This window comes from Paracoccus bogoriensis, assembly GCF_019431455.1.
Classification (GTDB): domain Bacteria; phylum Pseudomonadota; class Alphaproteobacteria; order Rhodobacterales; family Rhodobacteraceae; genus Paracoccus; species Paracoccus bogoriensis.
This window is the reverse complement of record NZ_JAHYSR010000003.1, coordinates 130315-144575: the sequence shown is the minus strand read 5'-3', so window position 1 is coordinate 144575 and position 14261 is coordinate 130315. Positions and strand designations below refer to the sequence as shown.

The following is a 14261-nucleotide window of genomic DNA, read 5'->3' as shown; positions in this document are numbered from 1 at the left end:
ATCCGGGTGCCTGATGCCTTTTCTGGCGCTGATCCTGACTTCTTGCTGGCCGGCGAGATCACTTCGCGCGATGGCGCTGCCGCTTCCGACGCGCGGCAGATTCGCGACGGTCCGACCCTGTCGTGGCAACGGCATGGCGCCGAACGCGGTGCCGACGCGATCATCATGCCCCGCGCGCTGCGCCTGGTCGAGGGTCAGGCGATCTCGGCCAGGATTGCCTCGGCAGCGGCGCGCGGGTCCGCAGCCTGCCAGATCGGGCGCCCCACGACAATGTGATCCGCGCCCGCCCGAAGCGCGGCTTGGGGCGTCTCGACCCGCTTCTGATCGCCAAGGGCTGCACCTGCGGGCCGCACGCCAGGGGTTACGATCAGCCCCGCCCCCGGCAGGGCGCGGATCGCGGCGGCCTCTCGCGGGGAACAGATGACGCCATCAGCACCCGCCTCGAAGGCGCGGGCGGCGCGTTCAACCGTGATTTCGTGCAGATCGCCCGCGCGGATCAGCCCAGCATCCAGATCGGTCCGGTCCAGCGAGGTCAGGATCGTCACGCCCAGGATTTTCAGCCCTGTCCCCGCCGCGCCCTGCTTGGCCGCCGCGACCACATGCGGGTCACCATGCACGGTCAGGAAATCCAGACCGAACTGCGCCAGCCCGCGCACGGCGGCCTCGACCGTGGCGCCGATGTCAAAGAGCTTCATGTCCAGAAAGATTCGCTTGCCATGCTCATCCTTCAGCTCTCGCGCAAGGGCCAGACCGCCGCTGGTCAACATGCCCAGACCGATCTTGTAAAAGCCCACGGCATTGCCCAGACGCCCGGCCAGATCCAGCCCCGCCACGGCATTCGGCACATCCAGCGCCACGATCAGCCGGTCATCCATCGCCCGTTTCTCCTGTCATCGAAATCAGGGCCTTATGACATGCGATCCGGGCGCTTGAAAGCCGCCGCAAAGCCCCCAAATCTGGATCATCAGACCCGGATGGGGGTGTGCCGCGAACGGGCGCCCGCGCCCCGGGGGCTTTGCAACAAGGAGTGACCCGATGAACATGGACAAGTTCACGGAGCGGTCGCGCGGCTTCATCCAGGCTGCACAGACCATCGCGATCCGCGAAAATCAGCAGCGCGTGATGCCCGAGCATCTGCTCAAGGCGCTGATGGATGACGATCAGGGCCTGGCCTCGAACCTCATCACCCGCGCGGGCGGCGATGCCCGCCGCGTCAAGGAGGCCGCCGATCAGGCCGTGGCCAAGCTGCCCCGTGTCACCGGCGGCGGCGGGCAGGTCTATGTGGACCCATCCCTTGTCCGCGTCCTGGACGAGGCCGAGCAGGTCGCAAAAAAGGCCGGCGACAGTTTCGTTCCGGCCGAACGGATGCTGATGGCGCTGGCCATGGTGAACACGAATGCCCGCGACGCGCTGAGTGCTGGCGCCGTGAACGCGCAGGCCCTGAACGCGGCAATCAACGACATCCGCAAGGGCCGCACCGCCGACAGCGCCAGCGCCGAGGACAGCTACGAGGCGCTTGAGAAATACACGCGCGACCTGACGGCGGCGGCCCGCGACGGCAAGATCGACCCGATTATCGGCCGCGACGAGGAAATCCGCCGCGCCATGCAGGTTCTGTCGCGGCGCACCAAGAACAACCCCGTCCTGATCGGTGAACCCGGCGTCGGAAAGACCGCCATCGCCGAGGGTCTTGCCCTGCGGATCGTGAACGGCGACGTGCCCGAGAGCCTGCGCGACAAGCGCCTGATGGCGCTGGACATGGGCGCGCTGATCGCAGGGGCCAAGTATCGTGGAGAGTTCGAGGAACGGCTGAAATCCATCCTCACGGAAATCGAATCGGCCTCTGGCGAAATCATCCTGTTCATCGACGAGCTTCACACATTGGTCGGTGCGGGCAAGACCGATGGCGCGATGGACGCCGCCAACCTCGTCAAGCCCGCCCTGGCACGGGGCGAGCTGCATTGCGTCGGCGCCACCACGCTGGACGAATACCGCAAGTATATCGAAAAGGACGCAGCCCTTGCCCGGCGTTTCCAGCCGGTCTTCGTCGAAGAACCCAGCGTCGAGGATACGATCAGCATCCTGCGCGGCATCAAGGAAAAGTATGAACTGCACCACGGAGTGCGCATCAGCGATGCTGCACTGGTCGCTGCGGCGCAGTTGTCGCATCGCTACATCACCGACCGCTTCCTGCCCGACAAGGCCATCGACCTTGTGGACGAGGCTGCCTCTCGCCTGAGGATGGAGGTGGACAGCAAGCCCGAGGAACTGGACCAGCTGGACCGCCAGATCCTGCAGATGCAGATCGAGGCCGAGGCGCTCAAGAAAGAGGACGACGCGGCCAGCAAGGATCGGCTGGAACGGCTGGAAAAGGATCTTTCCGAGCTGCAGCAGCAGAGCGCCGCAATGACCGCCCGCTGGCAGGCCGAACGCGACCGGCTGGAGAGTTCGCGCGCTCTCAAGGAACAGCTTGACCGCGCGCGGGCCGAACTGGATCAGGCCAAACGCGAGGGCAACCTGGCGCGCGCGGGCGAGCTGTCATACGGCATCATCCCGGCGCTGGAAAGGCAGCTTGAACAGGCCGATGGCGAAGCGCTGATGGTCGAAGAAGCCGTCCGTCCCGAGCAGATCGCCGAGGTCGTCGAACGCTGGACAGGCATCCCCACGGCCAAGATGCTGGAAGGCGAACGCGACAAGCTGCTGAAAATGGAACAGCAGCTTGGCCGTCGCGTGATCGGGCAGGCCGAGGCGGTCACGGCCGTCTCGAACGCGGTGCGCCGCGCGCGGGCCGGCCTGAATGACGAGAACCGGCCACTTGGCAGCTTCCTGTTCCTGGGCCCGACCGGCGTGGGCAAGACCGAGCTGACCAAGGCCCTGGCCGAATACCTGTTCGACGATGACGGTGCGATGGTCCGCATCGACATGTCCGAGTTCATGGAAAAGCATTCCGTTGCACGGCTGATCGGTGCGCCTCCGGGCTATGTCGGCTATGACGAGGGCGGTGTGCTGACCGAGGCCGTGCGCCGCAGGCCCTATCAGGTGATCCTGTTCGACGAGGTCGAGAAAGCGCATCCCGATGTCTTCAACGTGCTGTTGCAGGTTCTGGACGACGGGGTGTTGACCGACGGTCAGGGCCGGACGGTGGACTTCAAGCAGACGCTGATCATCCTGACCTCGAACCTCGGGTCGCAGGCACTGTCGCATCTGCCCGAGGAGGCTGATGCCAGCGATGCGCGCCGCCAGGTGATGGAGGCGGTGCGGGCACATTTCCGCCCCGAATTCCTGAACCGCCTGGACGAGATCATCATCTTCCGCAGGCTCTCGCGGTCGAACATGGACGGGATCGTGCAGATCCAGCTGGCGCGGCTGGAAAAGCGGCTGGCCGGGCGCAAGATCACGCTGGATCTGGACGATGCGGCGCGGATGTGGCTGGCCGATCAAGGCTACGACCCGGTCTTTGGCGCGCGCCCGCTGAAGCGGGTGATCCAGCGCGCGCTGCAGGATCCGCTGGCAGAACTGCTGCTGTCCGGTGAAGTTCTGGATGGCAGCGTCGTCAAGGTCACGGCCGGGCCGGACGGGCTGATCGTGGGCAACCGCGTGGGCCGGGCGGGCGACAGGCTGGGGGCTGTGGGCGAGGGCCCGCGCCCGGAAGTGCCGGTGCATTGACCTCTGATAACGAAAAGGCCCCGCAGTCGCGGGGCCTTCCCTTTTCAGGAACAGCCGATCACTCGGCGTTTTCTTCCTTCTTCTCGACGATTTCCTCGCCCGTTTCCTGATCGACCATCTTCATGCCCAGACGAACCTTGCCGCGATCGTCGAAGCCCAGCAGCTTGACCTTGACCTCTTGACCCTCTTTCAGGATCTCGTTCGGGTGGGTCAGGCGGCGGTTGGCGATCTGGCTGACATGAACAAGCCCGTCGCGCTTGCCGAAGAAGTTCACGAAGGCGCCGAAATCGACCAGCTTGACAACCTTGCCGGTATAGATCTTGCCCTCTTCCGGCTCGGCCACGATCGAATGGATCATGTCATAGGCCTTCCTGATCGAATCGGCATTGGCCGAGGCGATCTTGATGATGCCGTCATCGTTGATATCGACCTTCGCGCCCGAGACCTCGACGATCTCACGGATCACCTTGCCGCCCGAGCCGATCACTTCGCGGATCTTGTCGGTCGGGATCTGCATGGTCTCGATGCGCGGCGCATGGGCGCTGAACTCGCGGCGGCCTTCGGTCAGGGCCTTGGCCATCTCGCGCAGGATGTGCAGACGGCCCTCCTTGGCTTGCGCCAGGGCCTGCTCCATGATCGCGGGCGTGATGCCCTGGACCTTGATATCCATCTGCAGCGACGTGATCCCGTTTTCGGTCCCCGCCACCTTGAAGTCCATGTCGCCCAGGTGATCCTCGTCTCCCAGGATGTCCGTCAGCACGGCAAAGCGGCCGTCATCTTCCAGGATCAGGCCCATCGCAACGCCCGCGACCGGCGCCTTTAGCGGAACCCCTGCATCCATCATCGACAGAGAGCCCCCGCAGACCGTAGCCATCGAGGACGAACCGTTCGATTCCGTGATCTCGGACACGACGCGGATCGTATAGGGGAAGTCCGTCGGGGCCGGCAGAACTGCCTGAAGCGCGCGCCAGGCGAGCTTGCCATGGCCGATCTCGCGGCGACCGGGCGAGCCCACGCGGCCAACCTCGCCGACCGAATAGGGCGGGAAGTTGTAATGCAACAGGAAGTTCGAGCGGAAGTTCCCGTGCAGGGCGTCGATGATCTGCTCGTCATCGCCGGTGCCAAGCGTGGTCACGACCAGCGCCTGCGTTTCGCCGCGCGTGAACAGGGCCGAGCCATGCGTGCGCGGAAGGATACCCACTTCGCTGACGATCGGCCGCACGGTCCTGGTGTCGCGGCCGTCGATGCGCGCGCCACCATTGATGATGTCGCCGCGCAGGATGTCGGATTCCAACTTCTTGAGGGCTGCGCCAAGGTTCGGATCGGCCAGTTCTTCCTCGGTCAGACCGGCCTTGATGGCCGCCTTGGCCGCAGCCACTGCATCCTGACGGGCCGACTTGTCGCGGATTGCATAGGCGGCGCGCATCTCGGTCTCGCCCAGGGCCTTCACACGGGCATGGATCGCGCTGTAATCGGGCGGCTGATAGTCGAACGGTTCCTTGGCGGCGGCTTCGGCCAGTTCGATGATCAGGTCGATCACCGGTTGCATCGCCTCGTGGCCGAACTTGACCGCGCCCAGCATCTCTTCCTCGGTCAGCTCATAGGCTTCCGATTCGACCATCATCACGGCCTGTTTCGTGCCGGCGACGACCAGGTCCAGACGCTGTTCGGGGTTGTTGCGCAGCTGGTCCATGTCCTGAACTTCGGGGTTCAGCACATATTGGCCATTGACGAAGCCGACGCGCGCGGCGCCGATGGGGCCCATGAACGGCACGCCCGAGATGGTCAGCGCGGCCGAGGCGGCGATCATCGCCACGATATCGGGGTCGTTGACCAGGTCGTGCGACAGCACGGTGCACATGACCAGCACTTCGTTCTTGAAGCCCGGCGCGAACAGCGGGCGGCAGGGACGGTCGATCAGACGCGCGGTCAGCGTCTCCTTTTCCGTCGGGCGCGCCTCGCGCTTGAAGAAACCGCCGGGCACCTTGCCGGCGGCGTAGTATTTTTCCTGATAGTGAACCGTCAACGGGAAGAAGTCCTGCCCGGGCTTGGGTTCCTTCGCGAAAGTGACGTTGGCCATGACGCTGGTCTCGCCCAAGGTGGCGATGACGCTGCCGTCGGCCTGACGGGCAACCTTGCCCGTTTCCAGAGTGAGCGTTTCCTGGCCCCACTGGATTGATTTCTTCACTTCGTCAAACATCTGATGTCCTCTGGGGATGGTCCGGCCCTCCGGCATCCCGTGTCATATGGCGGCCCCATTGCCGCCGACCCCAATCCTCTCGCGTCCGCCGGGGTCGAAGCGTCACGTCACAGATTCCGGCCGCATACAGGAAATCGGGGCAGTTGGAAAGGGGTGCGCCCGGACCAGCCAGCGGCCCCTGCGCCATGCATCAAGCCTTGGCCCGCCCATGGCGCCGGGTGGCGCTGGCCCTGATCCGGACGGCGGATTTCGCGGGCATGGCGCTGCTGGCGCTGCTGGCGCTGCTGGCGCTGCTGATCCCGGACGCGAGTCTGCACGAGGCAGGCAACGGGACCAGATGTCGCGTCACATTGGATTCGACAGCCGCAAGACCGATCGAGCCCTGACGCAATGTCGGCCATCGACCGCGCGATCATCGTGCGGGTGATTCGACTTGTCCCACCTGTGCGACCAAGGGCAAAAAGGAAACGCCCGCAGCACGGAGCCGCAGGCGTCTTGTCTGTCGCATCAGGCGCGCAGGATCAGCGGCGCAGGCCCAGCTTGGCGATCAGCGCGCTATAGCGTGCCTCATCCTTGGCTTTCAGATAGTCCAGCAGCTTGCGGCGCTGCGCGACCAGCTTCAGAAGACCGCGACGCGAGTGGTTGTCTTTCTTGTGCGTCTTGAAATGCTCGGTCAGGGTGGCGATGCGCGAGCTGAGGATCGCGACCTGCACCTCGGGGCTGCCGGTATCGCCTTCTTTCGTGCCGAATTCTTTGATGACACGGGCTTTTTCTTCAACGGTAATCGACATCGGATACTCCTTTGGGATCCTGGGTGAAGGCGCAGGCCGGGATGTCGTCCAGCACAGGCCACTTGCTCTGAAGCCCGTCAGGGCGACAGGATGCGCGCCCATAACCGAGAATCAGCGGAAAGGAAAGCCCCAAGGCAGCCGCTCAGTCGCGGACGGGGACGATGCGGATATCTTCGAGCCGCAGACCGCCATGCTGCAACAGCCGGCCGACGGGCTGACCGTTGACCTCCAGCAGCCAGGTGCCGTCCAGGTCTTCGCGCAGGCCCAGTTGGGCGGACCGGGCAACGCGCTCGGACAGGTGCAGTTCGATCCGGTCCTCGGCCGAATCGTAATCCGCGATGGTCGGGAAGCCCTTCGGAGGCTGGCGCAGCACGAAGGTATCCGCCCCCGCATTCCCCGAGGCGAAGTCATTCGCGCCAGGCATCAACGTATCGTCTCCCTCGCCTCCGTTCATCCAGACCGTTTCGGGACCGTCATGGCCGATCAGCACATCATTGCCGCGCCCGCCATCCAGATCGTCGGACCCCTCGGTCGAGACCAGCACGTCGTCGCCGTCATTGCCGGACAGCCAGTCATTGCCCGGCCCGCCGAACAGCGTGTCGTTCCCCTCGCCGCCAAAGATCGTGTCGTCACCCTCTTCGCCATGGATCAGATCGTTGCCGCCCTGCCCGTTGAGGTGGTCGTTGCCGTCGCCACCGAAGATGACATCATTGCCACCCTCGCCATAGGCCGCATCGCCCTGGATCCAGTCATCGCCGCCGCCGCCATGGATCGTGTCGTTGCCAAGCCCGCCGCGAAGATCATCCGCACCGGCGCCGCCGCGAATCACGTCGTCGCCCGCGCTACCCATCAGCGTGTCGCCGCCGTCGCCGCCGACGATCTGACGCGGAGCGGCAGGATTGCCGTCCGGGCCGGGCATGACCGGGGGAAGGTTATCGTCCTCGGGATCGGGGGCCAGTGCATCATCGTCGCTGATGTCCTCGTGGCCGGAATGGCCGGATTCCATGACGAATGCTGCCAGGACAAGACCGATCAGACTGCCGATGAGCAACATTGGCGGACCCTTCACCACAGGACAGGACAACAGCCGCAACGCGCGGCCAGTCACATCATAACCTGACAGGGCGCGCGGCGAAGCGGTAAACTTAAGAAAACCTTAACCACCCGCCGAGCGGCTCGGGCGGGACGAAAAAACCCGTCGCATCGCTGCGACGGGTCCATTTTGTCCGTGATCCGCAGAACATCCTCTGCGGGACTGGCCTCAGCCCTGACGGGCCTTGAAACGGCGATTGGTCTTGTTGATCACGTAAATGCGGCCCTTGCGGCGCACAATCTGACAGTCGCGGTGCCGGCTCTTGAGCGAGCGGAGCGAGTTGCGAACCTTCATCGGTCTTCTCCATCATCGCGGCCGCTGCGCTGCCGCCGTCAAAACGAAAGACCCCCGACAATCGGCCGGGGGCGGCGAAAGAATGGTGGGCGGTACTGGGATCGAACCAGTGGCCACTACGATGTCAACGTAGTGCTCTACCGCTGAGCTAACCGCCCGTCCTCGAAGTCCTGGGGCTTCGCCCTTTCCCTCGTGGTTGGCGATCCTATACAGAGGCGCCAGATGGGATTCAAGACCTATCGGCAACATGTTTTTCCAGTCTATAAGGTTTCACGGATCACCGTCGGAAAAGCCACTTGTCCCAGGCCGAACTGCCATTCCTGCTGCACAGACCCGACCGCTGGAAGGCCGGAGTGATTTTCGCTTCGCCCCATTCGGGTTGCCTTTATCCCGACTGGTTCCTGCACAACACACGGTTGCCTGTCCAGGCGCTGCGGTCGTCCGAGGACGCCTTTGTTGATCGCCTGATCGCCTGCGCCCCCGATTTCGGCGCGGTTTCGCTGTGTTCGCTGGTGCCGCGCTGCATCGTCGATCTCAACCGCGGCCCGGACGAGATCGACCCGCTGGTCGTGCGCGGCGTGCCGCGCCATCCGCTGAACCAGCGCACGCTGGCCGGGCTTGGGGTGATTCCTCGCGTTGTCTCGCAGGGGCGCGCGATCCACGAACGCCCCATCGACCGCGCCGAGGCCGAGCGCCGAATCGAAACCTTCTGGCAGCCTTACCACCAGGCCCTCGCTGCGCTGATCTCCGAGGCGCGCAGGCGATTCGGCCGCGCCATCCTGATCGACATGCATTCCATGCCGCATGACGCCCTGGCGCATCTGCAAGATCCGCGCCCGGACATGGTGCTGGGCAACCGCCACGGTATGTCGGCCTCGGCGCGGGTATCGGATGCGGTCTGCGCGGCGGTCGAGGCCCAGGGCTGGCGCATCCGGCGCAACTCGCCCTTTTCGGGGGCCTATATCTGCGCCGCCTATGGGCGGCCCAGCCAGAATGTGCATGTTGTCCAGCTGGAAATCGACCGCTCGCTTTACATGGACGAAAAGACGATCATGCCGCGCCCCGATTTCGAGGATTTCGCCGCACGGATGCGCCGCGTGATCCGCGACCTGTCGCGCCTGGACTCCGAGGAACAGGACGCGATCGCAGCCGAGTGATCAGGCGTCCTTGGGCCGGAATGCCTTGATCCGGGCGGGGTCGGTCTCGATCCGCGCGGCGCCGATCAGGTCCAGGCAATAGGGCACGGCAGCAAAAACCGCGTCCAGGCAGGTCGCGATGGCCGCAGGCTTGCCGGGGATGGTGATGATCAGCGTCTTGCCGCGGATCGCGGCGGTCTGGCGCGACAGGATCGCGGTCGGCACCTCGCGCAGCGAGGCGCGGCGCATTTCCTCTCCGAAGCCGGGCAGTTCCTTGTCCATGACGTCGGCCACGGCCTCGGGCGTCAGGTCGCGCGGCGCGGGGCCGGTTCCGCCGGTGACCAGGATCAGGTCCGCGCCCCCGTCCGCCAGGTCGCGCAAGGTCGCCGCCACGCTGTCGCGCCCATCGGGGATGATATGGCGGTCGATGATCATGGGCGAGGTGATGACGCCCCGCAGCCAGGCCTCGGCACCGGGGCCGCCCCTGTCCTCGTATTCGCCCCGCGACGCGCGGTCGCTGACGGTGACGATGGCGATGCGCGCGGCCCCGGCGGTCATTTCGCCACGCGGGCGTTGCGGTTGGCGATCAGCTTCAGACGCAGCGCGTTCAGGCGAATGAAACCTGCCGCATCCTTCTGGTCATAGGCGCCGGCATCGTCCTCGAATGTGACATGCGCCTCGCTGTAGAGCGAATGATCCGACCAGCGCCCCACGCAGGACGCCAGACCCTTGTAGAGCTTCAGCCGCACCGTGCCGGTGACATGTTCCTGCGATTTGTCGATCAGCGCCTGCAGCATCTCGCGCTCGGGGCTGAACCAGAAGCCGTTATAGATCAGCTCCGCATAGCGCGGCATGATCGAATCCTTCAGATGCCCCGCGCCGCTATCCAGGGTGATCTGCTCGATGCCGCGATGGGCCTCCAGCAGGACCGTGCCGCCCGGCGTCTCGTAGATGCCGCGCGACTTCATGCCGACAAACCGGTTTTCGACGAAATCCAGCCGCCCGATGCCGTGCTTGCCGCCCAGTTCGTTCAGCCGCGTCAGGATCGTGGCGGGCGACATCGCCTGGCCGTTGATTGCAACGGCATCGCCCCGCTCGAAGGTGATCTCGACGAACTCGGGCTGATCGGGCGCATCCTCGGGGTTTACCGTGCGCTGATAGACGTAATCGGGTGCGGCTTCGGCGGGGTTCTCCAACGCCTTGCCCTCGCTGGACGTGTGCAGCAGGTTCGCGTCCACGCTGAAGGGCGCCTCGCCGCGCTTGTCCTTGGCAATGGGAATCTGATGCTTTTCCGCGAACTCGATCAGCTTCGTGCGCGAGGTCAGATCCCATTCCCGCCACGGCGCAATCACCTTGATCGACGGGTCCAGCGCATAGGCGCTGAGCTCGAAGCGAACCTGGTCGTTGCCCTTGCCGGTCGCGCCATGCGCCACCGCATCCGCGCCCGATTCCTGGGCTATGCGCACCAGATGCTGCGAGATCAGCGGCCGCGCGATGGACGTGCCCAGCAGATACATCCCCTCATAGAGCGCATTGGCGCGGAACATCGGAAAGACGAAATCGCGCACGAATTCCTCTCGCACATCGACGATGTGGATGTTCTCGGGCTTGATGCCCAGCATCAGCGCCTTCTCGCGCGCGGGTTCCAGTTCTTCGCCCTGGCCCAGATCGGCGGTGAAGGTCACCACCTCGCAGTCATATTCTGTCTGGAGCCATTTCAGGATGATCGAGGTATCAAGCCCCCCCGAATAGGCAAGGACGACTTTTTTCGGCGCGTCGGACATGCGGTGACCCCTTCAAATTTTGTCAGGGGATAAGGCGATTTTCATCCTCTCACAAGGCCGAGACCGCGATTGCGCCCCCTGCCCGCGCCACGGCCCGCGCAGCGCAGGGCGCTTGCCAAGACCCGCGTTTCGCGGCATGGGCGGGGCATGGAAAACTTTGTCGCCGCCGTCCGTCTGGCCGAGGCCGCGCTTCGCGACCTGTTCGAGCCCACGCCCTTGCAACGCAACGACCACCTGTCGGCGAAATACGGCGCCGATATCTGGCTCAAGCGCGAGGATCTGACGCCCGTCCGCAGCTACAAGCTGCGCGGCGCCTTCAACGCGATGCGCAAGCTGGCGCGGCCCGGCGGCGGCGGGCATTTCGTCTGCGCCAGCGCGGGCAATCATGCGCAGGGCGTGGCCTATGCCTGCCGCCATTTCGGCGCGCGCGGCACGATCTTCATGCCGGTCACGACGCCCAGGCAGAAGATCGACAAGACCCAGGTCTTTGGCGGCAACGCGGTCGAGATCGTGCTGACCGGCGACTATTTCGACCAGACCCTTGCCGCCGCGCAGGCCTTCTGCGCCGAGAAGGGCGCGCAGTTCCTGTCGCCCTTCGACGCGCCCGACATCATCGAGGGCCAGGCCACCGTGGGCCTCGAAATACTGGCCCAGCTGGGTCGCGCGCCCGATCTGGTCGTGCTGCCGGTGGGTGGGGGGGGCTTGTCGGCGGGGGTCACGCAATATCTTGCCGCCGAGGCGCCGGTCACCCGTTTTGCCTTTGCCGAGCCGCTTGGCGGGGCCAGCCTGAAGGCGGCACTACGCGCGGGGGCACCCGTCGCCCTGCCCGCGGTTGACAGCTTCGTCGATGGGGCGGCCGTCGCGCGCATCGGCGCCCTGCCCTTCGAGGCGCTGGCGCGGTTCAGCGAACATGACGTGCATCTGGCCCCCGAGGACCGCATCTGCCGCACCATGCTGGAGATGCTGAACACCGAAGGCGTTGTGCTGGAACCGGCAGGCGCGCTGGCGCTTGACGTTCTGGGCGATCTGGACGATCTGACCGGCAAGACGGTCGTGGCGGTCTGTTCGGGCGGCAATTTCGACTTTGAACGCCTGCCCGAAGTCAAAGAGCGTGCACAGCGCTGGCTGGGAATCAAGAAGTATTTCGTGCTGCGGATGCCCCAACGGCCCGGTGCGCTGCGCGATTTCCTGGACCTTCTGGGGCCGAATGACGACATCGCCCGCTTTGAATATCTGAAGAAATCGGCGCGCAACTTCGGCTCGGTCCTGATCGGAATCGAGACTTCGGACCCGGCCGATCTGGTCGCGCTGACCGCGCGTCTGGATGGTTCGGGCTTTGCCTATCGCGACATCACCAATGACGAAATCCTGTCCGAATTGCTGGTCTGACGCTGCTTAATCGCAGTGAACCGTCAAGTTTGATCCTTTCGGCGCGATGCGGTTTACCGCCGCTTTACGACATCCCGGCTAAGGATGTGTCATGAAAGCCGCGAAACGCACCGCCCCTGCCACAGTGATCGCGCCCGCACCCTTGCGGCGGACGGTCTTGCTGGTCGTCCCCGACCCCGCCGAACAGGCCGAACTGGCGGCGATCCTGCTGCACGACGGATACGAGATCATCGAAGCCTTGACTGGCGCTGATGCGCTGGAATTATGCCTTGCGCGCGCGCCGGACATTGTGCTGGCCGACCGCGCGCTGCCGGATATGAGCGGCCTGTCGCTCTGTGCCGCCTTTCGCCGGACGGAACGGCAGAGCCACGGCTATTTCGTTCTGATATCATCGGATGGCAGCGATGCCGAGATGCAGGCGGGGCTGCGCGAGGGGGTCGATGACATCCTGACCAAGCCTGTGGCGCCCATGGCGCTGCGGGCGCGGCTGGCCGCTGGCGAAAGACTTCTGCGTATCGAGGAAGAGCTGAACGCCAGCAATGCCCAGCTTCGCAGCGCGATGGAACGCCTGTCCCAGACGCAGGCCGCCATGGAACGCGACCTGCGCGAGGCGCGCAAGCTGCAACAGGGGCTGGTGCGCGAAAGGGTGGGGCGCTTCGGCATGGCCGAGGTGTCGTTGCTGCTGCGTCCCTCGGGCCATATCGGCGGCGACCTCGTCGGCTTCTTTCCGATCACCGATCAGCGCATCGGTCTTTTCGCGCTGGACGTATCGGGGCATGGCGTGACTGCCGCGCTGCTGACGGCGCAGCTTTCGGTGCATCTGTCAGGTTCGCCAGACCAGAACGTCGCGCTGCGTGGCGCGCAAAGCGGCGCGGATGCGGTCACGCCGGGCGGGCTGGCGCATTTCTTCAACACGATGATGCTTGAAGAGATGAACACCGACAGCTACTTCACGATGATCTATGGCGACCTGAATCATCGGACGGGAAAACTGCGGATGGTGCAGGCGGGCCATCCTCATCCGGTTCTGCAACGTGCCGATGGCAGCATCCAGCGTCTGGGCAAGGGCGGAATGCCCGTGGGCGTCCTTGAACGACCCGTCTTTGACGAGTTCACGGTGAGGATGAAGCCAGGCGACCGGCTGCTGATCACCTCGGACGGGATCACCGAGGCCAGCGCGCCAAACGGCCGGCTTCTGGGCGATGACGGGATCGAGGCGATCATGCGCACTAACGCATTCCTGGGCGGGGTGGCATTTCTCGAATCCATGGCCTGGTCGGTTTCGGAATATTGCCGGGGCGAGCGGCTGGACGACATGTCCGCCCTGCTGCTGGAGATGCGCGCGGATGGTCCGTAAGACGCCTCAAATGACGCCAGGCTGGCGCAGGGCACGGCGCAGCATCTGGCGCGATCCGGGATCGACCAGCAGTTCCATTGCGTCAGACGGGGCAACCCAGTGGGCGCTGTGGCCTGGCTCGGTCGGGTCCGACCGGCGCAGGACAGGACGCGCCATCCAGACCGCGCAGAGTTTCTCGGCATGAATGCCGTAATCGGGCATATAGCAAAAGCGGCGGTAACGGCCCAGCAGGCGGGCGCCCTCGATGCTGTAGCCGGTCTCCTCCAGCACCTCGCGGTGCAGCGCGCGCAGAGGCGATTCGCCGGGGTCGATGCCGCCTCCAGGCAGCTGGAATTCCGGCTCTGGCGCGGTTTGGTGGGTCAGCAGCAGCCGCCCCTCGCGCCACAGCACGGCATAGACGCCTGGCCTGCGCCGATAGGCGATCCGGCCACGGGGAGGCTGTCCGAAACGGGGGGTCATCGCGTCACCTGTCGCTGTGCAGCCCCGCCATAGCAAGAGCGCCGCAAGCGGGGAAGCCATCGCCTGCCCTTGGGCTTCGTGCAAAAACGCCT

13 protein-coding genes and 1 tRNA gene are annotated in these 14261 nt (G+C 65.0%); 5 read left to right on the top strand and 9 right to left on the bottom strand.

Annotated elements, in window-relative coordinates; all coding sequences use genetic code 11:
• Positions 1-194: 194 nt before the first annotated feature.
• On the bottom strand, positions 195-875 hold the full coding sequence (gene pyrF / locus KY389_RS02560) for an orotidine-5'-phosphate decarboxylase (RefSeq protein WP_219829220.1): 681 nt from the start codon (positions 873-875) through the stop codon (positions 195-197).
• Positions 876-1035: 160 nt separating this feature from the next.
• Between pyrF and clpB the strand changes: the two genes are divergently transcribed.
• Positions 1036-3666: an ATP-dependent chaperone ClpB gene (gene clpB, locus KY389_RS02555; RefSeq protein WP_219829219.1), complete on the top strand. Its 2631-nt coding sequence runs from the start codon at positions 1036-1038 to the stop codon at positions 3664-3666.
• Between the two features lie 58 nt (positions 3667-3724).
• On the opposite strand, the gene pnp is transcribed toward clpB, so the two are convergent.
• Positions 3725-5866: a polyribonucleotide nucleotidyltransferase gene (gene pnp, locus KY389_RS02550; RefSeq protein WP_219829218.1), complete on the bottom strand. Its 2142-nt coding sequence runs from the start codon at positions 5864-5866 to the stop codon at positions 3725-3727.
• A 197-nt stretch (positions 5867-6063) separates the two neighbouring features.
• On the opposite strand from pnp, the gene KY389_RS02545 reads away from it, so the two are divergent.
• Positions 6064-6252 (top strand): hypothetical protein, encoded by a 189-nt coding sequence (locus tag KY389_RS02545; protein ID WP_219829217.1) that lies wholly within the window; start codon positions 6064-6066, stop codon positions 6250-6252.
• A 135-nt stretch (positions 6253-6387) separates the two neighbouring features.
• On the opposite strand, the gene rpsO is transcribed toward KY389_RS02545, so the two are convergent.
• The 4 genes from rpsO to KY389_RS02525 form a co-directional block, all read right to left on the bottom strand.
• The gene (gene rpsO, locus KY389_RS02540; RefSeq protein ID WP_219829216.1) at positions 6388-6657 is read right to left on the bottom strand and encodes a 30S ribosomal protein S15; all 270 of its coding nucleotides are present in this window, start codon (positions 6655-6657) and stop codon (positions 6388-6390) included.
• A 142-nt stretch (positions 6658-6799) separates the two neighbouring features.
• Positions 6800-7711, bottom strand: coding sequence for a calcium-binding protein (locus KY389_RS02535; RefSeq protein ID WP_219829215.1), 912 nt, complete (start codon positions 7709-7711; stop codon positions 6800-6802).
• A gap of 207 nt (positions 7712-7918) precedes the next feature.
• Positions 7919-8044 carry a type B 50S ribosomal protein L36 gene (ykgO, locus tag KY389_RS02530; protein ID WP_028725484.1) on the bottom strand — a complete coding sequence of 42 codons (126 nt, stop codon included), beginning with the start codon at positions 8042-8044 and terminating at the stop codon, positions 7919-7921.
• A gap of 83 nt (positions 8045-8127) precedes the next feature.
• Positions 8128-8202, bottom strand: a tRNA-Val gene (locus KY389_RS02525).
• Between the two features lie 138 nt (positions 8203-8340).
• Between KY389_RS02525 and KY389_RS02520 the strand changes: the two genes are divergently transcribed.
• On the top strand, positions 8341-9201 hold the full coding sequence (locus tag KY389_RS02520; RefSeq protein ID WP_219829214.1) for an N-formylglutamate amidohydrolase: 861 nt from the start codon (positions 8341-8343) through the stop codon (positions 9199-9201).
• Here KY389_RS02520 and mog read toward each other — a convergent pair whose 3' ends face one another.
• Together mog and KY389_RS02510 are read right to left on the bottom strand one after the other, a co-directional pair.
• A complete protein-coding gene (gene mog / locus KY389_RS02515; RefSeq protein ID WP_219829213.1) occupies positions 9202-9738 on the bottom strand; it encodes a molybdopterin adenylyltransferase in 537 nt (178 codons plus the stop codon).
• The gene (locus KY389_RS02510; RefSeq protein WP_219829212.1) at positions 9735-10964 is read right to left on the bottom strand and encodes an argininosuccinate synthase; all 1230 of its coding nucleotides are present in this window, start codon (positions 10962-10964) and stop codon (positions 9735-9737) included. Before KY389_RS02510 ends, mog begins: the two co-directional genes overlap by 4 nt.
• A 147-nt stretch (positions 10965-11111) precedes the next feature.
• Here KY389_RS02510 and ilvA point away from each other — a divergent pair, with 147 nt between their 5' ends.
• Both ilvA and KY389_RS02500 read left to right on the top strand, forming a co-directional pair.
• Positions 11112-12353 carry a threonine ammonia-lyase IlvA gene (gene ilvA, locus KY389_RS02505; protein WP_219829211.1) on the top strand — a complete coding sequence of 414 codons (1242 nt, stop codon included), beginning with the start codon at positions 11112-11114 and terminating at the stop codon, positions 12351-12353.
• A 91-nt stretch (positions 12354-12444) separates the two neighbouring features.
• Positions 12445-13710, top strand: coding sequence for a PP2C family protein-serine/threonine phosphatase (locus KY389_RS02500; RefSeq protein WP_219829210.1), 1266 nt, complete (start codon positions 12445-12447; stop codon positions 13708-13710).
• A 6-nt stretch (positions 13711-13716) separates the two neighbouring features.
• Here KY389_RS02500 and KY389_RS02495 read toward each other — a convergent pair whose 3' ends face one another.
• Positions 13717-14169 carry an NUDIX domain-containing protein gene (locus tag KY389_RS02495; protein ID WP_219829209.1) on the bottom strand — a complete coding sequence of 151 codons (453 nt, stop codon included), beginning with the start codon at positions 14167-14169 and terminating at the stop codon, positions 13717-13719.
• Positions 14170-14261: the final 92 nt, after the last annotated feature.